At 62.4% G+C, this 22,983-nt stretch carries 20 protein-coding genes; 13 read left to right on the top strand and 7 right to left on the bottom strand.

All coding sequences use genetic code 11. From position 1 onward, the window contains the following. Positions 1-27 precede the first annotated feature (27 nt). Complete coding sequence (locus ACU5AZ_RS00455) at positions 28-1,314, top strand: amidohydrolase family protein (protein WP_446824132.1); 1,287 nt, start codon at positions 28-30, stop codon at positions 1,312-1,314. Here ACU5AZ_RS00455 and ACU5AZ_RS00460 read toward each other — a convergent pair whose 3' ends face one another. Next, entirely contained in the window at positions 1,315-2,538 is a 1,224-nt protein-coding gene (locus tag ACU5AZ_RS00460; protein WP_446824133.1) for an MFS transporter, read from the bottom strand. Between the two features lie 90 nt (positions 2,539-2,628). Next, positions 2,629-3,108, bottom strand: a complete 480-nt coding sequence (locus ACU5AZ_RS00465) for a nucleoside deaminase (protein WP_446826068.1) — start codon at positions 3,106-3,108, stop codon at positions 2,629-2,631. A gap of 129 nt (positions 3,109-3,237) precedes the next feature. On the opposite strand from ACU5AZ_RS00465, the gene ACU5AZ_RS00470 reads away from it, so the two are divergent. The 7 genes from ACU5AZ_RS00470 to ACU5AZ_RS00500 all read left to right on the top strand — a co-directional run bounded on the left by ACU5AZ_RS00470 (position 3,238) and on the right by ACU5AZ_RS00500 (position 11,814). Next, positions 3,238-4,158, top strand: coding sequence for a LysR family transcriptional regulator (locus tag ACU5AZ_RS00470; RefSeq protein ID WP_446824134.1), 921 nt, complete (start codon positions 3,238-3,240; stop codon positions 4,156-4,158). A 308-nt stretch (positions 4,159-4,466) separates the two neighbouring features. After that, entirely contained in the window at positions 4,467-6,032 is a 1,566-nt protein-coding gene (locus ACU5AZ_RS00475) for an ABC transporter ATP-binding protein (protein WP_446824135.1), read from the top strand. Continuing rightward, on the top strand, positions 6,022-7,116 hold the full coding sequence (locus ACU5AZ_RS00480; RefSeq protein WP_446824136.1) for an ABC transporter permease: 1,095 nt from the start codon (positions 6,022-6,024) through the stop codon (positions 7,114-7,116). Before ACU5AZ_RS00475 ends, ACU5AZ_RS00480 begins: the two co-directional genes overlap by 11 nt. Before the next feature lie 3 nt (positions 7,117-7,119). Further along, a complete protein-coding gene (locus ACU5AZ_RS00485) occupies positions 7,120-8,043 on the top strand; it encodes an ABC transporter permease (RefSeq protein ID WP_446824137.1) in 924 nt (307 codons plus the stop codon). Positions 8,044-8,065: 22 nt separating this feature from the next. Next, positions 8,066-9,148: a BMP family ABC transporter substrate-binding protein gene (locus ACU5AZ_RS00490; RefSeq protein WP_446824138.1), complete on the top strand. Its 1,083-nt coding sequence runs from the start codon at positions 8,066-8,068 to the stop codon at positions 9,146-9,148. Between the two features lie 167 nt (positions 9,149-9,315). Beyond that, positions 9,316-10,833 (top strand): bifunctional aminoglycoside phosphotransferase/ATP-binding protein, encoded by a 1,518-nt coding sequence (locus ACU5AZ_RS00495; protein ID WP_446824139.1) that lies wholly within the window; start codon positions 9,316-9,318, stop codon positions 10,831-10,833. A 45-nt stretch (positions 10,834-10,878) separates the two neighbouring features. Continuing rightward, complete coding sequence (locus ACU5AZ_RS00500) at positions 10,879-11,814, top strand: 1-phosphofructokinase family hexose kinase (protein WP_446824140.1); 936 nt, start codon at positions 10,879-10,881, stop codon at positions 11,812-11,814. A gap of 12 nt (positions 11,815-11,826) precedes the next feature. Here the strand turns inward: ACU5AZ_RS00500 and radC are convergent, their stop codons facing one another. The 3 genes from radC to ACU5AZ_RS00515 form a co-directional block, all read right to left on the bottom strand. Then, complete coding sequence (radC, locus tag ACU5AZ_RS00505) at positions 11,827-12,675, bottom strand: RadC family protein (protein WP_446824141.1); 849 nt, start codon at positions 12,673-12,675, stop codon at positions 11,827-11,829. A 9-nt stretch (positions 12,676-12,684) separates the two neighbouring features. Beyond that, the gene (gene map, locus ACU5AZ_RS00510; protein WP_446824142.1) at positions 12,685-13,518 is read right to left on the bottom strand and encodes a type I methionyl aminopeptidase; all 834 of its coding nucleotides are present in this window, start codon (positions 13,516-13,518) and stop codon (positions 12,685-12,687) included. A gap of 95 nt (positions 13,519-13,613) precedes the next feature. Further along, a complete protein-coding gene (locus ACU5AZ_RS00515) occupies positions 13,614-14,504 on the bottom strand; it encodes a LysR substrate-binding domain-containing protein (protein WP_446824143.1) in 891 nt (296 codons plus the stop codon). Between the two features lie 95 nt (positions 14,505-14,599). Between ACU5AZ_RS00515 and ACU5AZ_RS00520 the strand changes: the two genes are divergently transcribed. After that, entirely contained in the window at positions 14,600-15,607 is a 1,008-nt protein-coding gene (locus ACU5AZ_RS00520; RefSeq protein WP_446824144.1) for a YeiH family protein, read from the top strand. Between the two features lie 6 nt (positions 15,608-15,613). Here ACU5AZ_RS00520 and sfsA read toward each other — a convergent pair whose 3' ends face one another. Continuing rightward, positions 15,614-16,318, bottom strand: a complete 705-nt coding sequence (gene sfsA / locus ACU5AZ_RS00525; RefSeq protein WP_446824145.1) for a DNA/RNA nuclease SfsA — start codon at positions 16,316-16,318, stop codon at positions 15,614-15,616. A 16-nt stretch (positions 16,319-16,334) separates the two neighbouring features. Next, positions 16,335-18,176, bottom strand: coding sequence for a PHA/PHB synthase family protein (locus ACU5AZ_RS00530; protein ID WP_446824146.1), 1,842 nt, complete (start codon positions 18,174-18,176; stop codon positions 16,335-16,337). 167 nt (positions 18,177-18,343) lie between these two features. Between ACU5AZ_RS00530 and ACU5AZ_RS00535 the strand changes: the two genes are divergently transcribed. From ACU5AZ_RS00535 to ACU5AZ_RS00550, 4 genes are all read left to right on the top strand, one after another. Beyond that, positions 18,344-18,727, top strand: a complete 384-nt coding sequence (locus tag ACU5AZ_RS00535) for a hypothetical protein (RefSeq protein ID WP_446824147.1) — start codon at positions 18,344-18,346, stop codon at positions 18,725-18,727. Between the two features lie 228 nt (positions 18,728-18,955). Next, positions 18,956-20,173: an LL-diaminopimelate aminotransferase gene (locus ACU5AZ_RS00540; protein WP_446826069.1), complete on the top strand. Its 1,218-nt coding sequence runs from the start codon at positions 18,956-18,958 to the stop codon at positions 20,171-20,173. Between the two features lie 63 nt (positions 20,174-20,236). Beyond that, the gene (locus ACU5AZ_RS00545; protein WP_446824148.1) at positions 20,237-21,550 is read left to right on the top strand and encodes a homoserine dehydrogenase; all 1,314 of its coding nucleotides are present in this window, start codon (positions 20,237-20,239) and stop codon (positions 21,548-21,550) included. 222 nt (positions 21,551-21,772) lie between these two features. Continuing rightward, the gene (locus ACU5AZ_RS00550; protein ID WP_446824149.1) at positions 21,773-22,981 is read left to right on the top strand and encodes an efflux RND transporter periplasmic adaptor subunit; all 1,209 of its coding nucleotides are present in this window, start codon (positions 21,773-21,775) and stop codon (positions 22,979-22,981) included. The last annotated feature ends 2 nt before the right edge of the window (positions 22,982-22,983 follow it).

The raw sequence follows: 22,983 nt of genomic DNA on the forward strand, positions 1-22,983 counted from the left end.
TCCGTCTTCCTGCTTCCGGGACCTCCCATGATCGACCTGATTATTAAGAACGCAAACCTTCCCGACGGCCGCGCTGGTGTGGACATTGGCATCGCCGGCGGCAGGATTGCAGCCGTCGAACCCGGCATTTCCGTCGAGGGCGCCGAGGTGATCGATGCGATCGGACGGCTGGTGACGCCGCCTTTCGTCGACCCGCATTTTCACATGGACGCGACGCTGTCTCTCGGACTGCCGCGGATGAACGTGTCCGGCACGCTGCTGGAGGGAATCGCGCTCTGGGGCGAGTTGAGGCCGATCCTGACGCGCGAGGCGCTGGTCGAGCGCGCGCTTCGCTATTGCGACCTTGCCGTCTCGCAGGGGCTCCTGTTCATCCGCAGCCATGTCGATACCTCCGATCCGCGGCTGGTGACGGTCGAAGCGATGCTGGAAGTCAAAGAGAAGGTCCGTCCGTATATCGACCTGCAGCTCGTTGCCTTTCCGCAGGACGGCTACTACCGGGCGAAAGACGGGGTCGCTTCGCTCGTCCGGGCGCTCGACATGGGCGTCGACATCGTCGGCGGCATTCCGCATTTCGAGCGGACGATGGATGAGGGTCGCCAATCGGTCGAGGCGCTCTGCCGGATCGCCGCGGAGCGCGGTCTGCCGGTCGACATGCACTGCGACGAGACCGACGATCCGATGTCGCGTCACATCGAGACGCTGGCGGCGGAGACGGTGCGGTTCGGGCTGCAGGGCAGGGTGGTGGGATCGCACCTGACTTCCATGCATTCGATGGATAATTACTACGTCTCCAAGCTGATCCCGCTGATGGCGGAGGCGAGAATCAACGTCATTCCTAATCCGCTGATCAACATCATGCTGCAGGGGCGGCACGACACCTATCCGAAGCGGCGCGGCATGACGCGGGTGAAGGAACTGATGGAGGCCGGGCTCAACGTCTCCTTCGGCCATGACTGCGTGATGGACCCCTGGTATTCCATGGGCTCCGGCGACATGCTGGAGGTCGGGCACATGGCGATCCATGTGGCGCAGATGGCCGGCATCGAGGACAAGCGGCAGATATTCGACGCGATCACCGTCAATTCGGCGAAGACGATGGGGCTCGAAGGCTATGGTCTTACCAAGGGCTGCAATGCCGATCTCGTAATCCTGCAGGCGCGCGATCCGCAGGAGGCGCTGCGGCTGAAGGCCAACCGGCTGGCCGTGATCAAGGGTGGCAAGGTGATCGCGCGCTCTGCGCCGCGCGTCAGCGACATTTTCCTGCCGGGCAGGCCAGGCTCGGTGGATGCCTCCACCTATGCCCCGAACGTCTGATCAGACCGGCTGCGGCGACGCTGCCTGCGGTCTCGGGAACGGGCGGAAGGTCATGGCGATCGCGAAGGCGCCAAGCCCAAGCACCGCGCAGGTGATGTACATCAGGCCGTAGCTGCCGGTCGTGTCGTAGATCCAGCCGCCGAGCACGGGACCCGTCGCCATGCCAAGCCCGCCGGCCATGCCGGTGCCGCCCATGATCGTGCCCATCATCTTCATCGGGAAATTTTCGCGCACCAGCACGGCGTAGAGCGGCATGATGCCGGCATAGATGAAGCCGAAGATGGCGGCGACCAGATAGAACTGGAAGAGTTCGCGGGTGAAATAGTAGCCCATGGCGCCGACGGACTGGGCCAGCAGGCCGGCGACGAGAACGCGCTTGGCGCCGAAGCGGTCTCCCATCAGGCCGAAGCCGATGCGTCCGCCCATGCCGGCAATGCCCTCGACGGAATAGATGGAAACGGCGGCGATCGCCGAAATGCCGCAGATTTCCGCGTAGCTGACGGTATGGAAGATCGGGCCGGAATGGGTAGCGCAACAGAAGAAGTTGGTCAGCACCAGGCAGATGAACTGCGGCGAGGTCACTGCCTCGCGCACGGTCATCGCCGGGTTCGGGTCATCGAAAGATGCTCCACCGGTACCACCCATCGGTGCGGTTATGACAGGCGGACGGCGGAGCAGCAGCGCCGTCGGGATGGTGGTGACCGCGACGACGGCGGCGAGGATCATCAGCACCTGCTGCCAGTCATGCGTTTCGGCAAGCCTTGCGGCGAGCGGCGACATGGTGACGGGGGCCAGCCCCATGCCGGCGGAGACGAGGGAGACCGCAAGGCCGCGCCCGGTCTGGAACCAGCCGACGACGGTCGCCATCATCGGCGCGAAGAAGGCTGCCACCGTGCCACCCATCAGGATGCCGAATGTCAGCTGGAAGGCGAGGAGCGATGTCGCATGTGCCGCAAGCCAGACGCTTGCCGCAAACATGGCGGCGCCGGCAAGCACGACCGGACGCGCGCCGAACCGGTCGGACAATGCACCCCAGATCATCGAGCTGAAGGCCATGGCGAGAAAGGCGATCGTCATCGCCCCGGAAATGCCTGTCCGCGACCAGCCGGTGGCGACCGTCATCGGGTTGAGAAGCACCGGCAGGGAGAACAGCGTCCCCATTGCCACGCAGCCCATCAACCCCCCGGCGGCGACCATGACCCAACGATAAGGCGACTGCTGCATTGTTCCCTCCGGACGAAACCGTAGACCTGTTGTTTATGTTGATATCAACATTAAGTCCGGATCGCAAGAGGCGACAAAATCGGGGTGAAATCAGCCCCAGACGCCCTCGTGAATGACGGCAGCTTCGTCCTCCAGCATCGGTCCAATGACTTCCACTTCCCTCTGTCCGGCGGCAAAGACCGTACGGCAGGGGAGGTCCAGGGTCGGATTTTCCGGATGATTTCCGGTGATCGTCTTCAGCTTCGATTCCGATAGGCCGTAGACGACGCGCTTCAAACCGGTCCAGTAGATGGCGCCGGCGCACATGGCGCAGGGTTCGGCGGATGTGTAGATGGTGCATTCCTTGAGGAGCTCCATCGGCAGCGTCGTCGAGGCACGCGTCATCAAAACGCGTTCGGCGTGGCCGGTCATGTCGTGATCCGGCATGAAGGCGTTGTGCTGGGTCATCAGCACCTTGCCGTCCGGGCCGACCAGGATGGAGGCGAAGGGGTGCACACCTGCAGCCTTCGCCTTGGCCGATTCGTCGATGGCCTGGCGCAGCAGCGCCTCGTGGTCGAGTTCTTCGCACATCATCGCCAATATCCTTGCTCCTGTTCTGGCGTCTCTATTGGTGCTGAAACTCGCCTTGATCGCCGTTCTTTTCAAGTGCATCTATTGATTTGCATCGTGCGAATTGTTCGCACGTTCGGAGGTGCGCCGGTGTCCCTGATTTCTCCCGCAGCCATGCTTTTCGACGAAGTGGCCCGCATCGGCTCCATTCGGCGGGCCGCGGAGCATCTGAACGTGTCGCCGTCGGCGCTCAACCGCCGCATTCTCAATCTCGAGGCCGAATATGGCGTGAAGCTCTTCGAGCGGCTGCCGCGCGGTGTTCGCCTGACCTCGGCGGGAGAAGTGCTGATCGCCGACATTCGCCGCTGGCGGGCCGAGCAGGATCGTTCCCGCGTCCGACTTCAGGAGATGCAGGGCCTGCGTCGTGGCCATCTGGCGGTCGGACTGATGGAATGCCTGGCGGGCGACTTCGCCCGCGACATGTTCGAGACCGTGCAGCAGAAATTCTCGCGTTTCACGCTCGACGTCTTCATCGGCGGCACGTCGCATATCATCGAGAAGCTGCAGGCGAGCGAACTCGATATCGCCATATGTTTCAACGTCGCGGACCTTCCCTATATCCGCAAACTGGTGACCTTCCAGGTGCCGGCCGGGATCGTCGTGTCGCCGGAGCATCCGCTGGCCGCACGCTCCAGCGTGCATCTGAGCGACTGCATGGATTTTCCCTACATCCTGCCGGATGCGACGCTGGCATCCCGCAAGCTGATCGACCGTGCGCTCGAAGCGGCCAATTTTCGGGCGATCCCCAGCCTCGTCACCAATTCCAGCAGTCTCCTCAAGCTGCTCGTCGGCGATCACCGGCACATTGCCTTCCTCGGGCCGGTCAACATCATGCAGGAGCTCAAGGACAATCGTCTGCGGTTTCTCGCCGTATCGGGACGCCAGATGCCATACGAGGAATTGTCGCTCATAACCCGCAGCACGCATGCGCCGAGCGCGGCCGTTCAGGCCATCATTCAACTCTTGAAGGAGCGCATGGAAGCCTTGCCTTACCACACGAAAGCGGTCTAACGTCAGTGTTGCGTTTTTTGCAACGCACCGCTCGAAACAATATGCTTGTGTGCGCTGCAAAAGCGGCACCAACTACCGGTTATAAGAATGCAAGGGGACATGAGTGGAACTGGGTGATTTGGCAGTAGGTCGGCATGCGTCGGTAGCGCATCCGAATACGGCCGGTGACAGTGTGGCACCGGCACATATCCGTTTGGTCATTTCCTGCAATTCAGCACATCGAAAAGAGCCGGGCGCCGGTGCGATCAGTCGCATGAGCGCGCAGTCGACATATTATTCGACGGCTTGGGGTTGAGCAGGGGACAGCGATGGAAAACAAGCCTTTACCTCGCCTTGAACTGACGGGAATTACCAAGCGGTTCCCCGGCGTTCTCGCGAATGATCATGTCAGCTTTTCGGTGCTGCCCGGCGAAATTCACGCCCTTCTCGGCGAGAACGGCGCGGGTAAGTCGACGCTCGTCAAGATGATCTATGGCATCATGCAGCCGGACGAGGGTCAGATCCGCTGGAACGGCCAGGCGATGACGATTTCCAATCCGAAGGCCGCGCGCAAGCTCGGCATCGGTATGGTTTTCCAGCACTTCTCGCTGTTCGACGCGATGACCGTTCTGGAAAACATCGCGCTCGGCATGGATGCGAAGATCCCGGCCCGCGATCTGGAAGCGCGCATCCTCGAGGTCATGAAGCAATACGGCCTGAAGCTGGAGCCGCATCGCATCGTGTCGACGCTCTCCGTCGGCGAGCGTCAGCGTATCGAGATCGTGCGGGCGCTGCTCCTCAATCCGAGCCTGCTGATCATGGACGAGCCGACCTCGGTGCTGACGCCGCAGGAAGTCGAGCAATTGTTCGTCGTCCTGCGCCAGCTTGCCAAGGAAGGCTGTTCGATCCTCTACATTTCCCACAAGCTGCACGAGATCAAGGCGCTGTGCGATACGGCGACGATCCTGCGCGGCGGCAAGCTGGTCGACACCTGCGACCCGAAGGTCGAGACGTCGCGCTCGATGGCCGAAAAAATGATCGGCGGCGGGCTGAAGGATATCCAGAAGGCGGCCGACCGCTCCTTCGGGCAGGACATGCTGATCGTCAACAAGATGGACGTGCCGACGACCGAGGCCTTCGGAACGTCGCTGAAGGACGTGACCTTCACGGTGAAGGCCGGCGAGATCTTCGGCATTGCCGGTGTGGCGGGCAACGGCCAGAACGAGTTGTTGCTGGCGCTCTCCGGTGAGATCCCGTCGCTCGGGGCGGACCACGTCACTGTGGACGGCGCTGCGATCGGCAAGATGACCGCAAAGCAGCGACGCCTGTCCGGCATGGCGACCGTTCCGGAAGAACGCAACGGTCATGCCGCGGTACCGGATTTCTCGCTCTCCGACAATGCGGTGCTCACGGCCCGCGACCGGCTTGGCATGGTCAGAATGGGCCTCATCGATTCCGGTGTCGCGCGGACCTATGCCGGCGAGGTCATCACATCCTTTTCGGTCAAGGCGCTCGGTCCCGGTTCCATGGCCGGTTCGCTTTCGGGCGGTAACCTGCAGAAATACATCATGGGCCGCGAGATCATGCAGAAGCCGACCGTGCTGGTGGTCAGCCAGCCGACATGGGGCGTCGATGCGGGAGCGGCCGCGGCCATCCACCAAGCGCTGGTCGATCTTGCCGCCGCTGGCTCCGCAATCGTCGTCATCAGCCAGGACCTCGACGAACTCCTGTCTCTCTGCGATACGCTCGCCGTCATCAATGAAGGACGGCTGTCGAAATCGATGCGGGTCGTCGACGCGGACATCGAGGAGATCGGATTGCTGATGGGCGGCATTCACGGCGAGAGCCACGCATCCGCAACCCAGACCAAGGCGGAGCCCGCCCATGCGCATTAAACTGGAAAAACGCCCCGAGCCCAGCCGGCTGATGCTGGTGGTGACACCGATCGCCTCCGTTCTGGCCACCATGATCATCGGCGTCATCGTTTTCGACGCCATTGGCGTCAACGGCCTGCAGGCGGTCATCGACATCTTCCTGACGCCGTTGCTCGCCTCCTACAAGTGGCAGGACGTCGCCGTGAAGGCCGCGCCGCTGATCATCATCGCGCTCGGTCTGTCGCTCGGCAACCGGGCCCAGGTGTGGAACATCGGGGCTGAAGGTCAGTATATTATCGGCGCGCTCTGCGCCGCCGGTATGGGCATTGCTGCTGGTACCGCCGGCGGGGCGCCCGTGATGATCGCCATGATCATTGCCGGTATCGTTGGCGGCACGCTGTGGGCGGCGGTGCCGGCCTTCCTGCGCACCCGGTACAACGTCAACGAGATCCTGTCGACGCTGATGTTCACCTACGTGGCGCTGCAGGTGCTGGGCTATCTCGTCGGTGGTCCGTGGAAGGATCCGAACGGGCGAAACTTTCCGGCCACCGCACCGCTACAGCCCGACCAGACCCTGCCGATCCTGTTTCCCGGCACGACGATCCATCTCGGCGTTGCGATCGCGGTCATCCTGCCATTTGTCTTCTGGCTGATCATGTCCCGGTCGGTCTTCGGCTTCCAGATCCGCGTCGTCGGCAGTGCCCCGCAGGCGGCCCGCCACGGCGGGTTCGATGCCAAGCAGACGATCTGGGTGACTCTGCTGATCGGCGGCGGCATGGCGGGGCTTGCCGGTGCGCTGGAATTTGCCGGCCTGTTGAAGGCCATCAATCTCGGCTTCCCTTCCGGTTACGGCTTCACCGCCATCATCGTCTCCTTCCTCGGCCGGCTGCATCCGATCGGCTGCCTCCTGGCCGGCATCGTGCTTGCCGTCACCTATGTCGGCGGACAGGTGGCACAGACAACCGTTCACATCCCCAATTCGACGGCGGGCATCTTCCAGGCGATGATGCTGTTCTTCATCCTGGCGAGTGATATCCTGGTGCGCTACCGTGTGCGCATCGTGCCAAGCCACAAGGCCGCCCCAGTGCCGGCAGCGGGAGAGTAACGCATGAGCCTCGATTTCATCATCGCTGCGATCATCACCGTCGTCGGCCTCACGACACCCATCCTGCTCGCCGGCCTCGGTGAACTGGTTGTCGAAAAATCCGGCGTTCTCAATCTCGGCGTCGAAGGCATGATGCTGATGGGGGCGATCTCTGGCTTCGGCGTCACGGTCATGACCTTCAATCCCTGGATCGGCATGCTCGGTGCCGCCGCCGGCGGTGCGCTGTCCTCCATGCTGTTTGCCGTGCTCGTGCTGCAACTGAATTCGAACCAGGTTGCGACCGGCCTTGCGCTGACGATTTTCGGCACTGGCCTGTCATCGTTGCTCGGACTTTCCTTCGTCGGCCGCATCGTCATGCCGTTCGGCTCGATCTTTCCGGACTTTCTCGCCCGCGACCCGATCCTCAAGGTCATCTTCGGCTATTCGCCGATCGTCTATTTCGCGCTGATCATGGTGCCGCTGGTGGCCTGGTTCCTGAAGTCGACGCGCGCCGGGCTCATCCTGCGCGCCGTCGGCGAGAACGACCATTCTGCGCATTCGATCGGCTATTCGGTGATCGGCGTGCGCTATGCCGCGATCGCTTTCGGCGGGGCGATGGCCGGCATTGGCGGCGCCTACTTCTCGATGGTGATCACGCCGATGTGGGCGGAGAAGATGACCGCGGGCAGGGGCTGGATCGCTCTTGCACTCGTTGTCTTCGCCGGCTGGCGTACGGGTCGCCTTCTGGTCGGCGCCTACTTCTTCGGCATCCTGATGGCGCTCGAACTCTACGCCAAGGCCGCCGGTTTCTCCTTCCTTCCGTCGCAGTTCTGGGCGGCCATGCCCTATCTGATGACCGTTGTCGCGCTGGCGGCTATTTCCGCCCGCAAGAATGCCGGGGGCAGCGCGCCTGCCTGCCTCGGCAAGCCTTTCCTACCCTCAACCTGAACATCATAAACAGGAGACCTCCATGGGAATTATCAATCGTCGCACAATGCTCAAGGCCGCTGGCGCCGCTGCGGCCCTGCCGCTGCTGGGCCGTGCCGCCTTCGCCGCTGACAAGGTCAAGATCGGCTTCGTCTTCCTCGGCCCGATCGGCGACTACGGCTGGACCTGGGCCCACAACAAGGGCCGCCTGGCCGTCGACGAAGCGCTCGGCGACAAGGTCGAGACGGTCTATGTCGAAAACGTGCCGGAAGATGCGTCCGCCATCCCGGTTATTCGCGATCTGGCACAGCAGGGCTGCAAGCTCATCTTCACGACTTCCTACGGCTACATGGACCAGACCATCGAAGTCGCCAAGGAATTCCCGGATGTGATGTTCGAGCATTGCACGGGCTTCAAGCGCGCCGACAACGTCTCGACCTACAACTCGAAGTTCCATGAAGGCCGCGCCGTTCTCGGCACGATCGCCGGCAAGATGTCGAAGTCCGGCACGCTCGGCTACCTCGGCTCGTTCAAGGTTCCGGAAGTGGTGCTCGGCGTGAACTCCTTCTGCCTGTCGGCGCAGAAGCAGAACCCGGACGCCAAGGTCAAGCTCGTGATGATCGACAGCTGGTTCGACCCGCCGAAGGAAGCGGCTGCGACCGAAACGCTGATCAACCTCGGCTGCGATATCGTCACCACCCACACCGACAGCCCGGCTGCGCTGCAGATCCTCGAGCAGAAGGGCCTTTACGGCTTTGGCCAGGGCGCCGACATGTCGTCCTTCGCACCGAAGGCGCACCTGACTGCGATCGAGGACATCTGGGGTCCGTATTACGTCGAGCGTGCAAAGGCGATTGTCGAAGGCACGTGGAAATCGGCCGATACCTGGGACGGCATGAAGGAAGGCACCGTGGTGATTTCGCCGTACAACGAGGTCATTCCGGAGGATGTGCGCAAGCTCGCCGACGACATTCAGGCCGGCTACAAGGACGGCAGCTATGACATCTTCACGGGCCCGATCTACGATCAGGACGGCAACCTCAAGGTCAAGGACGGTGAGGTCATGACCATGGATCAGCTCGCCGTCATCGACTGGTTCGTCAAGGGCGTCGAGAGCGCCGCCTGATTTCAACGCGGTATTCGATCAGGAAGGGCGGGGAGCGATCCCCGCCCTTTCTCGTTGCTCCGTCGAGGCTTGCTGTTCTTTTGACACTTGTCAAAGCCATGGTGCCCTGCGTGCTGTAGGAAAGACCGGTATCCAGTCGGTCTCCGGCATGAAGGGATGGCGCGCGGATGATTACCGAGGACCAGAATGCCGTAGCCGACTTCCTGCGCAGCGCGGCGGGGAGCGCAGAAGCGGACGAGATCGAGACGCATATTTCGAGGATATTCCTCGGCCGCGACCGCGTCTTCAAGCTGAAGCGGGCGGTGGCGTTGCCCTATGTCGATTTCTCGACGGTCGGCAAACGCCTGGCAGCCTGCGAGAAGGAAGTCGCGCTCAACACGCCCACCGCGCCGGGGCTTTATCTCGGCATCGAGCGGATCGTTCGGCAGGCTGACGGCAGCCTCGGATTCGGCGGCGAGGGGGAGCTTGTCGACGCGGTTGTCGTCATGCGCCGCTTCGAGCAATCCGCGCTCATGGACGCCATGGCGGAGGTTGGCGAGTTGACGACGGCTCACGTCGAGCGGGTCGCCGAGACTGTCGCCGCATTTCACCGGGGCGCGGAGATCATCCGCAGCGAGGGTGGCGCGGCAAATATCGCGGCTGTCCTCGACATCAACGAGCAAGGCTTTGCCAGTAGCCGTGTCTTCGATCCGGACGAGGTCGCGCGCCTCAATGCGCTGTTCCGCGTCCATCTTTCTCGCCATGCCGGACATCTCGATGCACGAGCCTCCGCGGGGAAAATCCGGCGGTGCCATGGCGATCTGCACCTGCGCAACATCTGCTGGCTTGATGGCGCGCCGCGGCTGTTCGATTGCATCGAGTTCAACGACCGGATCGCCACGACCGACGTGCTCTATGATCTCGCTTTCCTGCTGATGGACCTCTGGCATCGCGGCCTGACCGCCCATGCCAATCTGGTTGCCAACCGATATTTCGACATGACCGCAGAAGAGGACGGTTTTGCTTTGCTCTCGTTCCTGATGGCCCTCCGCGCCGCTGTCCGCGCTCATGTGACCGCGACGGCTATCGAGGAAAGCACAGGCGACAGGACTGATCTCGAGGCTGTTGCATTCAGCTATCTTGCGCTGGCCCGGGACCTTCTGGAGGAGCGTCCCTCACGGCTTCTGGCGATCGGCGGATTCAGCGGATCCGGCAAGAGCACCGTGGCGGAACGGCTGGCCGATCGGCTGGGGCCGCCGCCGGGTGCCCGCATTCTGGAAAGCGATACGATTCGCAAGGCGATGCACGGCGTATCGCGTGAAACGCATCTGCTATCGGAAGCCTATCGCCCGGAGGTCTCGGAACAGGTCTATGGGCAGATATTTGCCCGCAGTCAGGCCACACTTATGCAGGGCGCGGCGGTCCTTGCAAACGCGGTCTTCGATCTGCCGGCGATGCGGGCCGGGATTGCCGCCAGCGCGGCGGCGGCAAGCGTGCCCTTCCGCGGTGTCTGGCTGGACATCGAACCGCAGCGACTGCGCGAAAGGGTCGGCGCGCGCCGGGGCGGCTCGTCGGATGCCACCGTCGATGTGTTGGAACGCCAGCTGCAGCGCGGCGCCGGTGACAATGACTGGATTCGCATCGACGCGGATCGGCCGGTGGACGAGGTGGTCCGCTCCATTCTTGATATCGTCAATGGCAGCTGACATGCGCATGATGAAGACGGACCGATCGGCAGGAGGAGATCACCCATGACTATTCTCGCAGTCGCCCTCAACCCCACCATCGACATCTCCAGCGAGGTGCAGCATGTGCAGCCGACGCACAAGATGCGCACGTCGCTCCAGGAGCGCCATGCCGGTGGCGGCGGTGTCAATGTCGCGCGGGTCATCGCCAAGCTTGGCGAGCGTCCGGAACTTCTGATTCTCTCAGGCGGGGCGACGGGGGCGCTTCTCGAGGAAATTCTCGCGCAATTGCCGATCACGCTCAGGACTGTGCATGTCAGCGGCTCCACGCGCATTGCCTTCATGGTCTTTGAAAGGGACACCGGGCAGGAGTACCGTTTCGTTCCGGAGGGTGCGGACATCACCGCAGATGAACTCGAAAAGGCGATGGCGGCGGTGGCCGGGTTTCGAGGCGACTACATTGTTGCCAGCGGCTCGCTTCCGCGTGGGGCGCCGGACGACACCTATGCGAAGATGTCCGATATTGCTGCCGCCAACGGGGTCCGTTTCGTGCTCGACACGTCCGGCGGGCCGCTGCGCGCGACGCTCGACAAGGGCCAGGTCTTTCTGGTCAAGCCGAGCCTCGGCGAACTGGAAACGCTGGCAGGGCGAAAGCTCGACGAGGCGGGCCTGCGCGAAGAGGCGATGCGGCTGGTAAGAGAAGGCCGTTCGCAGTATGTCGCCGTCACGCTGGGGCGCGAGGGCGCAATCCTTGCCGGTGCGAACGGCATTCTGCGCGTGCCCGCCATTCACGTCCCGGTCAAGTCTGCGGTCGGCGCGGGCGACAGCTTCGTCGGCGCACTGGTCTGGATGCTTTCCAACGGCGGCACCATGGAAGAGGCCTTCCGTTTCGGGGTTGCAGCGGGGGCCGCGGCGGCCATGACGCCGGGCACCGAACTTTGCCATCGCGACGATATCTTTGCGATTTACGAGGGCAGGGCGGCCTACGACACCGGGGCGTGACAGTTGCGTCGGTCAGATCAGCCGCAGGCCCTTCAGGCTCGCATGCCCCTGCTTGCCGATGATGATGTGATCGTGGACGGTGATGCCGAGCGGCTTGGCCGTGTCGATGATCATGCGCGTCATGTCTATGTCGGCGCGCGAGGGCGTCGGGTCGCCGGAGGGATGGTTGTGCACGAGGATGACGGCCGTTGCCGACAGTTCCAGCGCGCGGCGCACCACTTCGCGGGGATAGACTGGCGTGTGGTCGACGGTGCCCTTGCCCTGCACCTCGTCGGCGATCAGCGCGTTGCGCTTGTCTAGGAACAGGATGCGGAATTGCTCGCGGGCTTCATGGGCCATCGCCGTGTGACAGTAATCGATGACGGCCGACCATGAGCCGAGAACCTGTCGGCCTTTCAGTTCGCCCTTCAGCATGCGCTGGGAGATGCTGGCGACGAGTTTGATGTCCAGCGCCACCGTCTCGCCGACGCCGCTCACCTCCTGCAGCAGCGCAGGCGGCGCGCCGAACACTTCAGCCAGCGAGCCGAAGCGGTCGATGAGCGCCTTTGCGATCGGCTTGGTGTCACGCCGTGGTATCAGGCGGAAGAGGAAGAGTTCCAGCAGCTCGTAATCGGCGAGCGCGCCGTCGCCGTTTTCGCGGTAGCGGGTCCGAAGGCGTTCGCGATGGCCATGGAAATGGGAGGCCTTTGCGTCCCGACCCGCGACAATTGGCGGTCCCGCCGGCATTCCGCCGCGTTTGGGTGCCTGCTCGGCGAAGAAGCCGCGTTCGTCGTCGGGCAACGCATCTTCCGGTCCTTCAGCGAAACCGGGGAGAGTGTCACCTTTCCCTTTGTTTCCTGAACGGCCGGAGCGTGTTGCCATGTCGACCCTCTAGGTGTTCGACGCGAGGCCCGGGCGATCGAGGCCCGCCGGCGACAGGGTGAAGATCTCGCATCCATCCGCCGTCACGCCGACGGTATGCTCGTATTGGGCCGACAGCGAACGGTCGCGGGTGACGGCCGTCCACCCGTCAGCCAATACCTTCACATGCGGCCGGCCGAGATTGATCATCGGCTCGATGGTGAAGATCATGCCTTCGCGGATTTCCGGGCCTTCGTTGGCGCGGCCGTAATGGAGGATGTTCGGCGTGTCGTGGAAAAGCTGGCCGACGCCATGGCCGCAGAAGTCGCGGACCACAGAGCAGCGCTCCGCTTCGGCGAAGGTCTGGATGGCTTCGCCGATGGCGCCGGTGCGCGCGCCCGGCCTGACGGCGGCAATGCCGAGCATCAGGCATTCATATGTCACCTCGAGGAGACGTTCCGCCGCCCGCTTGATGACACCGACGGGATACATGCGGCTCGCATCGCCATGCCAACCGTTGAGAATGAACGTCACATCGACGTTGACGACGTCGCCTTCGCGCAGCGGCTTGTCATTCGGGATGCCGTGGCAGACAACATGGTTGATCGAGGTGCAGGACGATTTCGTATAGCCACGGTAATTGAGGGTCGCGGGCAGGGCGCCGTGATCGAGACCGAAAGCCAGGATGAAACGGTCGATTTCGTCGGTGGTCACGCCCGGCTTGACGACATCCACGAGCGCATCAAGGCAGCGCGCCGTCAACTGGCAGGCGGCCCGCATTCCTTCGAAAGCCTCGGAGCCATAAAGCCGGATCGCGCCGGTGTTCTTCAGCGGCGCGCCGGCCGCTTCGATGTAGTTCACCATTTGGTTATATTCCCGATGTGTTTTTTCAATACATAAAGCAGTCTGGCGGCTCTCGTCCATGGCGCCGTCGTCGGCAAAGGCGTTTTGTGACCGGATCAGCCGAGATTTCCGCCGCAGAGGTGCAGAAATTCGTGCGCAGCGCGGCTCAAATGCCGCTCCTTGTGACAGAGCGCGTAGAACCGTCGCGGCGGTAGCGGGAGATCGAGAAGCCGCAGGCGACCGGTTGCGACGAAGGGCTCCGCCGCCGCCTTGGAGACCGCCGCCGCGCAGGCACTGCCGATCAGCGCCGTGAGGATGCTTTCGTTCGACGGCAAGATCAGGGCAATGCTCATCTGGTCGCTGTCCAGCCCGAGGGTGGCGATCGCGCTTTCGAAGACGGATCGGGTGCCGGATCCCTTTTCACGCATGATCCAGCGGGTCCTTGCCAGTTCTTCGAGCATGTCCTTGCGTTGCAGGTCTGCCAGCGGGTTCGAGGCATCGACGATGATGCCGATCTCGTCGCTGCCGACCATGATCTTGCTCAGTGCCGGCTCGTCGATTTCCCCCTCGATGAAGCCCATGTCGGCGGCGCCGTCGCGAATCGCCCGGCTGACGGTGTCCGTGTTGCCGACATGCAGCTGAATGTCGATGTCCGGATAGCGTTCGTGAAAGCGCATCAGCCGCGGCGGGAGCCAGTAGCTTGCGACCGTCTGGCTGGCCTGGACCTCCAGCGCGCCGCGCTTCAAGCCGCCGAGTTCGCTCAGCACCAGCGAGGCCGCCTTGGCGCGGGCCAGCGTGTCGCGCGCCTCCTGGAGAAAGATCACGCCGGCCCGCGTCAGGCGTATGCCCCGCCCGACGCGGTCGAACAGGCTGACATTATAGAAGTTTTCCAGTGTCTTGATCGCGGCGCTTACGGCGGATGGGGTCAGGCCGAGCGCATCGGCGGCCTTGGTCACGTGCTGGCGTTCCGCGACCGCGACGAAGATGGACAATTGTTCGAATGTCATAATTCATGAAATCCAGATGCATGAAACATGCATTATTATTCGATTTTTCTGAATGAATTTCAATGCCAATGTCAGGCCACATTAGCGAGGTCGACATGAAGCACATTCAATTTGCCAAGGACTTTCTTCCGGGAATTCTGCTCTGCGTAGCCATCGCCGGGGTATCCTATTGCGCGGAATGGCTCGAGGTTCACCTCACGGGTGAACGCTTCATCGACGCCCTCGTCTTTGCCATCCTGCTCGGGACGGCCTATCACAGCCTCGCCGGCCTCCATCCGCGTTTCCATCGCGGGGTCCAGTTTTCAGCCAAGACGTTGCTGGAGCTGGCAATCGTCTTTCTCGGCGCGTCTCTCAGCCTTTCGGTCATCACCGGAATGGGCGGACTGCTGGTCGCGGTCGTTGCCGGTGTGGTGGTTGTGGCCATCATGGTCAGTTACGCGATTGGGCGATCGCTCGGCCTTCACCGGCAGCTGGCGCTTCTTGTCGCCTGCGGCAATTCCATCTGCGGCAATTCGGCGATCGTCGCGGCAGCGCCTGTCATCGAAGCTGAATCCGACGATGTCGCAGCATCGATCGCCTTCACGGCAGCGCTCGGCATTGCCGTCGTGCTTCTTCTGCCGCTCGGCGCCAGGGTCTTCGATATCGGTCAGCACAGCTATGGCATTCTTGCCGGCATGACGGTCTATGCCGTGCCGCAGGTGCTGGCCGCCACAGTGCCGGTCGGCGCGATCAGCGTGCAGCTTGGTACCGTCGTCAAGCTGATGCGGGTGCTCATGCTCGGACCTGTCATTCTGGTGCTTGGTCTGAGCAGCGGGACAAGGACCAGCGGCACGCTGAAGATCCGCCACCTCGTTCCCTGGTTCATCGTCGGTTTCTTTGCCATGATGCTGCTGCGCACCGCAGACGCCCTGCCGCATTGGAGCATCGCGCCGATGGGCGAGATCGCAACGCTTCTGACGATCCTGTCGATGGCTGCGCTGGGTCTTTCCGTCGACATCCGTTCCGTTTTCGCCTCCGGTGGACGGGTTCTGGCAGCAGGCTGTCTGTCGATCCTCGCGTTGACTGCGATCAGCGGCGCGCTCATCTATTCCCTGGCGCTCTGAGGCCGGTCAGTCGACCAGCGGCACGGCCTGCATGGGCGTGATCGCGTCGGGCGTTGCCTGGCATTTGACGGCATAGGCCTCGACACCGAGCGCCCGGGCACGGTGGAACGCGGTTTGATAGGCCGGGTCGAGATCGCCGCAGATCGAGAACCGGTCGCAATCGTCGCGCTGGATGAGATAGACCATCACCGCCCGGTGACCCATCGCTGCCATGTCCGACAGTTCCTGGAGATGCTTGGCGCCACGCGCGGTGACGGTATCGGGAAACTCCGCAAGTCCGGGCTCGCGGATGAAGTGTACGTTCTTGACCTCGACATAGGCGTCCGGCAGCCCGTCCGACTTTAGCTGCAGGTCGATGCGCGAATTGCGTCCGTATTTCTGTTCGCGCAGGATTGTCGTGTAACCCCCAAGATCGGCAATCATTCCCTTACAGATGGCTTCTTCGGCCAGGCGGTTGGGCAGACCGGTGTTGACCCCGACGGTCGTGCCGTCCGCCTCGATCATCTCGAAGCGGTGCCGGTATTTCCGCCCGCCGGCCATGTCGTGTTCGGAGAGCCAGATACGGGAGCCGGGCGTGGTCAGGCCAAGCATGGAACCGGTGTTGGGGCAGGAGCCGGTAATTGCCTCGCCGGTGTCGAGGACGGCATCGAACAGGAAACGCTTGTAGCGGCGCACCAGGGTTGCCGGAACGAGAGGCGAGGGGAACTTCATTGAGACAGGTTTCGGCCTAGATGCGGGCGCGGACGTAGGAGCCCGGCGCTTCCTCGATCGCGTTCATGTGGCCGCCGCCCGGCTGGCGCGCCGGCACCTGCTTGTCGTTGTGGCTCCTGATCCAGCCGTCCCAGTGCGGCCACCAGGAGCCAGGAGTTTCCTTGGCATTGGCGAACCAGGTTTCCAGATCGCCGACCGGTTCGCCGTTCGTCCAGTACTGGTACTTCTTCTTGTCCGGCGGATTGACCACGCCGGCGATATGTCCGGAGCCGGACAGCACGTACTCGACCGGACCGCCGAAGAACTGGCAGCCGTGAAAGACGGATTTCGGTGGCGCGATGTGATCTTCCTTGGTCGCCAGATTATAGACCGGGATCTTCACATCCTTCAGCGACAGCTTGTAGCCGGCCAGCACCATCTTGTCCTGAGCCAGCGTGTTGTCGAGGTAGCAATTGCGCAGGTAGTAGGAATGGTTGGCCGCCGCCATGCGGGTGGAATCGGAATTCCAGTAGAGCAGGTCGAATGGCGTGGGGTCCTGGCCGCGAAGGTAGTTGTTGACGAAATAGGGCCAGATCAGCTCCTGCGAACGCAGCATGTTGAAGGCCATCGCCATCTTCGAGCCGTCCAGATAGCCATTGGCCATCATCTGCGTCTCGATGGTGTCTAGCTGCTCCTCGTCCACGAACACCTTCAGGTCGCCGGCATAGGTGAAATCGACCTGCGTGGTAAACAGCGTCACCGTCTTGATACGGGTGTTCTTCTCCCGCGCATGCAGGGCCAGCGTCGCGGCCAGCAATGTGCCGCCGACGCAGTAGCCGATGGCATTGACGCCCTTTTCGCCGGTCGACGTTTCCACCGCTTCGAGCGCGAAATCTATGCCTTCACGGATATAGGATTCCCAGTTCTTGCTCGCATGCCGCTCGTCCGGGTTGACCCAGGAGATGACGAAGACGGTATGCCCTTGGTCGACGCACCACTTGATGAAGGATTTCTGCGGGTTGAGGTCGAGGATGTAGAACTTGTTGATCCATGGCGGCACGATCAGCAGCGGACGCTTCAGCACCGTTTCCGTCGACGGATTGTACTGGATCACCTGGCAGACATCGCTTTGCGCAATCACCTGACCGGGTGTCAGCGCCATGTTCTCGCCAACGGCGAACTTGCTCGCATCCGTCTGGCGCATGCGCAGGTCGCCCTTGCCGGCCTTGATGTCCTCGGCGAACATCTTCATGCCCTTGACGAGGTTCATGCCGCTCGTGGCAACCGTTTCGCGGTAGACTTCGGGATTGGTGACCGAGAAGTTGGCCGGCGACAGCGCCGCGACGATCTGCGTGACGTAAAACTGCGCCTTGTGGCGGGTGTGCTCGTCCAGCCCCTCCGCCTCGGTCACGAGCTTTGCCGCCCAATTGGACACGAGTTGATAGGCTTCGCGCAGGAAACTGTAGAAGGGATTGCTGTACCAGTCGTCGAAGGCGAAGCGCTTGTCCTTGGACGGGACGGGTGGCGCCGTTTCCTGTCCCTGCATGCGCTGCATCGTCTGCATCCAGATGCCGAAGAAGCTGTTCATCAGCATCGTCTGGGCTTCGAGCGTCCGCTTCGGGTCGGCGACCCAGTATTCCACCACCTTGGACAGCGTCTTGACCATGTCGGCCATCGGCTCGGCGACGACATCGGCCACCTCGCCGCGCTCGCGAGGGCCGATCCATTCGGATGCGGCTTCGCCCAGATTCTGGAGCGCGCGGGCGATGTTCATCGCCATGTTTTCTGGGTCCTTGACGACAAAAGGCTCTATGTCGATGGAGCCGGGAGCCTCACGGTCACCGTTTTCACCTCGCGCAGTGCGACCTCCATCAGCCAATCCAGTTTCCTCCCGAACAACGCATTTTCTTTTGGCTTTTTACATTCTGCATGAAAAAGAATACAAGCGCTAGGCATCCCGCCATTGCAGTTGCCCGCGTCTTTTCGATAATAGACGTGAATAGGGTGGTGCGGGGGTGCACCGGAATCGTTGTTGAAGGAATTTCTGTGACCTACCGTACGATGTCACTCGGGGCCAGATTTCTGCCCGTTGCTGTCCTGGGTTTCGGGCTGATCAGCGGATGCAGCGCCTTTCCGCTGGAAGACCTGGCTTTGCGCAAGCCGCCACCGCCGACCATTTCGACGCGTTCTGCGGAGAAGTCCGCCCTTGTCGGCAAGGATGGCTATCCCAACATTTCGACGCCTCTGGTGGCCGCCAATACCCAGATGAGCGACGGCGACGCGGCCGCCCTGCAGGCGCAGCTGACAGCCCTTGGCCAGCAGCGAAAGGCCGGCACTCTTACCGATGCGCAGTACAAGGCGAAGGTCGCGGAACTGCGCAAGCTGGCCCAGTCGCACGGCACGGATATGGAAACCCAGATCAAGCAGTAGGCAAGTTTTCTCGATCGCGTGCGCCACGGGACTTGCGTTTCAGACATTTTCGCCGCAAATCACTGTGCCGAAATGCGGCGCAGGCCACAAATTCGCCAGCGTCCATGCGTTCGAATGCACTTCATGCTACCCTGTTTTTGAACCCCGTTGCCGGGTAGCGTCGAAAGAGAAAGGAAAACGGGGATCGCTGGCGGCCGGCTGAGCCGCAGATTTCCATGAGGAACGATGATGGAAGAATTTCATAAAGTCCGGCGTCTGCCGCCCTACGTTTTCGAACAGGTCAACCGTTTGAAAGCGAGCGCGCGAGCGGGCGGAGCGGACATCATCGACCTCGGCATGGGCAATCCCGATTTGCCGACCCCGAAGGCGATCGTCGACAAGCTGTGCGAAGTGGTCCAGGACCCGCGTACGCATCGCTATTCCGCGTCGAAGGGCATTCCCGGTCTTCGCCGGGCTCAGGCCGGCTATTACGCCCGCCGTTTCGGCGTGAAGCTCAATCCCGACACGCAGATCGTCGCCACGCTCGGTTCCAAGGAAGGCTTCGCCAACATGGCGCAGGCGATCACCGCGCCCGGCGATGTCATTCTCTGCCCGAATCCGACCTATCCGATCCATGCCTTCGGCTTCCTGATGGCCGGTGGCGTCATCCGCTCGCTTTCCGTCGAACCGGATGAAAGCTTCTTCGGACCGCTGGAGCGCGCCGTGCGCCACTCCATCCCGAAGCCGCTGGCGCTGATCCTCAACTATCCGTCCAACCCGACGGCCTATGTCGCGACGCTGGACTTCTACAAGGACGTCATCGCGTTCGCCAAGAAGCACGACATCATCGTGCTGTCGGACCTGGCCTATTCGGAAATCTATTTCGACGGCAACCCGCCGCCGTCGGTTCTGGAAGTGCCCGGCGCGATCGACATCACCGTCGAATTCACCTCGATGTCGAAGACCTTCTCCATGCCCGGCTGGCGCATGGGCTTTGCCGTCGGCAACGAGCGGCTGATCTCGGCGCTGACCCGCGTGAAGTCCTATCTCGACTACGGCGCCTTCACGCCGATCCAGGTGGCGGCGACGCATGCGCTGAATGGCGACGGCAGCGACATCGCCGAAGTGCGCTCGATCTACAAGAAGCGCCGCGACGTGCTGGTTGACAGCTTCGGCAAGGCAGGCTTCGACGTGCCGCCGCCGGCGGCGACCATGTTCGCCTGGGCGAAGATCCCGGAAAAGTTCCGTCATCTCGGCTCCTTGGAATTCTCCAAGCTGCTGGTTGAAAAGGCGGATGTCGCAGTGGCGCCGGGCGTCGGCTTCGGCGAGCAGGGTGACGAGCATGTCCGTATCGCGCTCGTCGAAAACGAACACCGCATCCGCCAGGCCGCTCGCAACATCAAGCGCTTCCTGTCGACGGCGGACGACACGCTGCACAACGTCGTCTCGCTCAACGCCCACCGTTAAGTCCATCACCCTCCGACGGGCGGCCGTCCGGCCGCCCTTCAGCCCAAACGTCAGGAATACCCAATGGCAGATGCCCTGAAGATCGGCATTGCGGGCCTCGGCACCGTCGGTGTCGCGCTTGTCCGAATCCTCCAAAACCGTGCCAACCAGCTGGCCGTGACCTGTGGTCGTCCGATCACGATCACAGCCGTTTCGGCACGCACGCGCAACAGGGACCGCGGCATCGACATTTCGACATACACCTGGTTCGACGATCCGGTCGCCATGGCGAAAGAGGCCGACATCGACGTCTTCGTCGAGTTGATGGGCGGCGAGGGCGGTTCGGCCCATGCGTCCGTCGAGGCGGCGCTGGCCCGCGGTCTCCATGTGGTGACCGCCAACAAGGCACTGCTGGCCCGTCATGGCGTGGCGCTCGCCAAGCTTGCGGAAAATCAGGGCGCGCTTCTCAATTTCGAGGCCGCCGTCGCCGGTGGCATTCCGGTGATCAAGGCGCTGCGAGAATCGCTGACCGGCAACAACATCTCCCGCATCTACGGGATCATGAACGGCACCTGCAATTACATCCTGACCCGGATGGAGAAGGAAGGCCTGTCGTTCGAAGTATGCCTCGCAGAGGCCCAGCGTCTCGGCTACGCCGAGGCCGAGCCCGCCTTCGACATCGAGGGCAACGATACGGCGCACAAGCTGGCGATCCTGACGACGCTTGCCTTCGGCACAGAGATTGCCGCCGACGAGATCTATCTGGAAGGCATCACCAACATCACCATCGAGGACATCAATGCGGCTGCCGATCTCGGCTACCGGATCAAGCTTCTCGGCGTCGCGCAGAGAACCGAGACGGGGATCGAGCAGCGCGTGCATCCGACCATGGTGCCGCGCGATTCGGTGATCGCCCAGGTTGATGGCGTGACCAATGCCGTGGCGCTGGAAGCCGACATTCTCGGCGAACTCCTGATGGTCGGTCCCGGCGCCGGCGGCGATGCGACGGCCTCGGCCGTGCTTGGCGACATTGCCGACATTGCCAAGAGCCAGCCGGGCGCGCAGAGCGTGCCGTCACTCGGCCGGCCGGCCGCACTCCTTGCGCCCTACAAGCGTGCGGAAATGCGCAGCCACGAAGGAGGCTATTTCATCCGTCTGACGGTCGAGGATCGCACCGGCGTCTTCGCCTCGATCGCCACACGCATGGCCGAGAACAAGATCTCGCTCGAATCGATCGTCCAGCACTCCAAGGAGCCGGTCAATTCGGCCGGCGACAAGACGATCATCCTGGTCACGCACGCGACGATGGAAGAAGCCGTGCGCCAGGCCGTGGCGTCGATCCAGCGGGAAGGCTACCTGCGCGGCGAACCGCAGGTCATCCGCATCGAGCGCCCCTGAGCGCTGCTGCAATCGTGAAGACAGGCCCGCGGCTCCGGTTGTCGCGGGCCTTTTCGTGTGTGCGGCAGAGGCACACCTGCCATATGTCAAACCTTGCTAAACTTTAAGTTTCAGGCGGAATGCAACTCTGATATCGGTCTTTGAGGTGTGACGCTTTGTCACCCGATTTTTTCAACCAGTGTTGTTCTCGATGGACCGCATGCCAGATTGCGGCAGTATGTGATGAAATTCCGTTTGTTTATCTCCGCTTTGGGTCTCCTTCTTCTGATTGGCGGAGGGTACTGGATCAAGACGCGTTATTTCGGCGCCGAGACGCCGCGCTACATCGCAGCGGACGTGCACAAGGGCACGATTTCGCAAACTGTCCTGGCCACCGGCATCATCAAGCCGAAACAGCTGGTCGCCGTCGGGGCCCAGGTGTCCGGACGGATCACGTCTGTCAAGGTGGCTGCTGGGGATCAGGTCAAGAAGGGAGACCTGATCGCCGAGATCGATTCGGCGACGCAGGAAAACAACCTGAAGACGAGCCAGGCGCAGCTCGACTACGCCAAGGCCCAGCGCAACGAGAAGGCGGCCGACCTCAGAAGTGCGGAGCTCACGCTGGCACGCCAGCAGTCGATCTACAGGCAGAAGGCCGGCTCCCAGGCGGACCTTGAGACGGCCGAGGCCAATGTCGAGGCCGCCAAGGCACAGATCGCCGCGATCGATGCGCAGATCGTCGAATCGCAGGTCGACGTCGACACTGCGAAGGTCAATATCGGCTATACGCGGATTTCTGCCCCGATCGACGGCACTGTCCTTGCCGTCGTCAACCAGGAGGGCCGGACGGTCAACGCCTCGCAATCGGCGCCGACGATCGTCATCCTGGGCGACCTCAGCACCATGACCGTCAGGGCCGAAATTTCGGAGGCGGACATCGTCAGGGTCGAGCCCGGGCAAAAAGTCTATTTCAACATTCTCGGGCAGCCGGATCACGAATATGAGGCGACGCTTGCCTCGATCGAACCGGCACCGGAATCAATCACCAGCGACAGCGCGGTAACGACGTCCACAAGCTCGAGTTCGTCGTCATCCTCGTCGTCCGCGGTCTACTACATCGGTGTGTTCGACATCGACAACAAGGATCGCAAGTTCCGCACATACATGACGGCGGAAGTGAAGATCGTCCTCGGCGAGGCGAAGGACGTGCTCGTCATCCCGTCCTCGGCATTGAGCGGTGCCGGCAAGGATGGTGCATACAGCGTGCAGGTGGTCGGCAAGGACGGCACTCTCGAAAAGAGGCAGATAGAAACCGGACTGAACAACAAGACGCTGGTCGAGGTAAAGTCCGGACTGTCCGAGGGCGAACGGGTCGTCATCGGCGAGGGGACGGGTACGGCTGGTCCCTTTTCGGGCAGGGGCGGGCCGCCAGCAGGCGCCATGGGGCTCTAGCC

It is taken from the genome of Rhizobium sp. PAMB 3182 (genome assembly GCF_052908355.1).

Bases quoted from the DNA above. Each gene is read 5' to 3' on its own strand.
- ACU5AZ_RS00500 (WP_446824140.1), top strand. From the start codon at position 10,879: ATGACTATTCTCGCAGTCGCCCTCAACCCCACCATCGACATCTCCAGC.
- ACU5AZ_RS00475 (WP_446824135.1), top strand. From the start codon at position 4,467: ATGGAAAACAAGCCTTTACCTCGCCTTGAACTGACGGGAATTACCAAG.
- ACU5AZ_RS00455 (WP_446824132.1), top strand. From the start codon at position 28: ATGATCGACCTGATTATTAAGAACGCAAACCTTCCCGACGGCCGCGCT.
- ACU5AZ_RS00540 (WP_446826069.1), top strand. From the start codon at position 18,956: ATGGAAGAATTTCATAAAGTCCGGCGTCTGCCGCCCTACGTTTTCGAA.
- ACU5AZ_RS00480 (WP_446824136.1), top strand. From the start codon at position 6,022: ATGCGCATTAAACTGGAAAAACGCCCCGAGCCCAGCCGGCTGATGCTG.
- ACU5AZ_RS00545 (WP_446824148.1), top strand. From the start codon at position 20,237: ATGGCAGATGCCCTGAAGATCGGCATTGCGGGCCTCGGCACCGTCGGT.
- ACU5AZ_RS00515 (WP_446824143.1), bottom strand. From the start codon at position 14,504: ATGACATTCGAACAATTGTCCATCTTCGTCGCGGTCGCGGAACGCCAG.
- ACU5AZ_RS00460 (WP_446824133.1), bottom strand. From the start codon at position 2,538: ATGCAGCAGTCGCCTTATCGTTGGGTCATGGTCGCCGCCGGGGGGTTG.
- ACU5AZ_RS00485 (WP_446824137.1), top strand. From the start codon at position 7,120: ATGAGCCTCGATTTCATCATCGCTGCGATCATCACCGTCGTCGGCCTC.
- ACU5AZ_RS00465 (WP_446826068.1), bottom strand. From the start codon at position 3,108: ATGTGCGAAGAACTCGACCACGAGGCGCTGCTGCGCCAGGCCATCGAC.
- ACU5AZ_RS00520 (WP_446824144.1), top strand. From the start codon at position 14,600: ATGAAGCACATTCAATTTGCCAAGGACTTTCTTCCGGGAATTCTGCTC.
- map (WP_446824142.1), bottom strand. From the start codon at position 13,518: ATGGTGAACTACATCGAAGCGGCCGGCGCGCCGCTGAAGAACACCGGC.
- ACU5AZ_RS00550 (WP_446824149.1), top strand. From the start codon at position 21,773: ATGAAATTCCGTTTGTTTATCTCCGCTTTGGGTCTCCTTCTTCTGATT.
- radC (WP_446824141.1), bottom strand. From the start codon at position 12,675: ATGGCAACACGCTCCGGCCGTTCAGGAAACAAAGGGAAAGGTGACACT.
- ACU5AZ_RS00490 (WP_446824138.1), top strand. From the start codon at position 8,066: ATGGGAATTATCAATCGTCGCACAATGCTCAAGGCCGCTGGCGCCGCT.
- ACU5AZ_RS00495 (WP_446824139.1), top strand. From the start codon at position 9,316: ATGATTACCGAGGACCAGAATGCCGTAGCCGACTTCCTGCGCAGCGCG.
- sfsA (WP_446824145.1), bottom strand. From the start codon at position 16,318: ATGAAGTTCCCCTCGCCTCTCGTTCCGGCAACCCTGGTGCGCCGCTAC.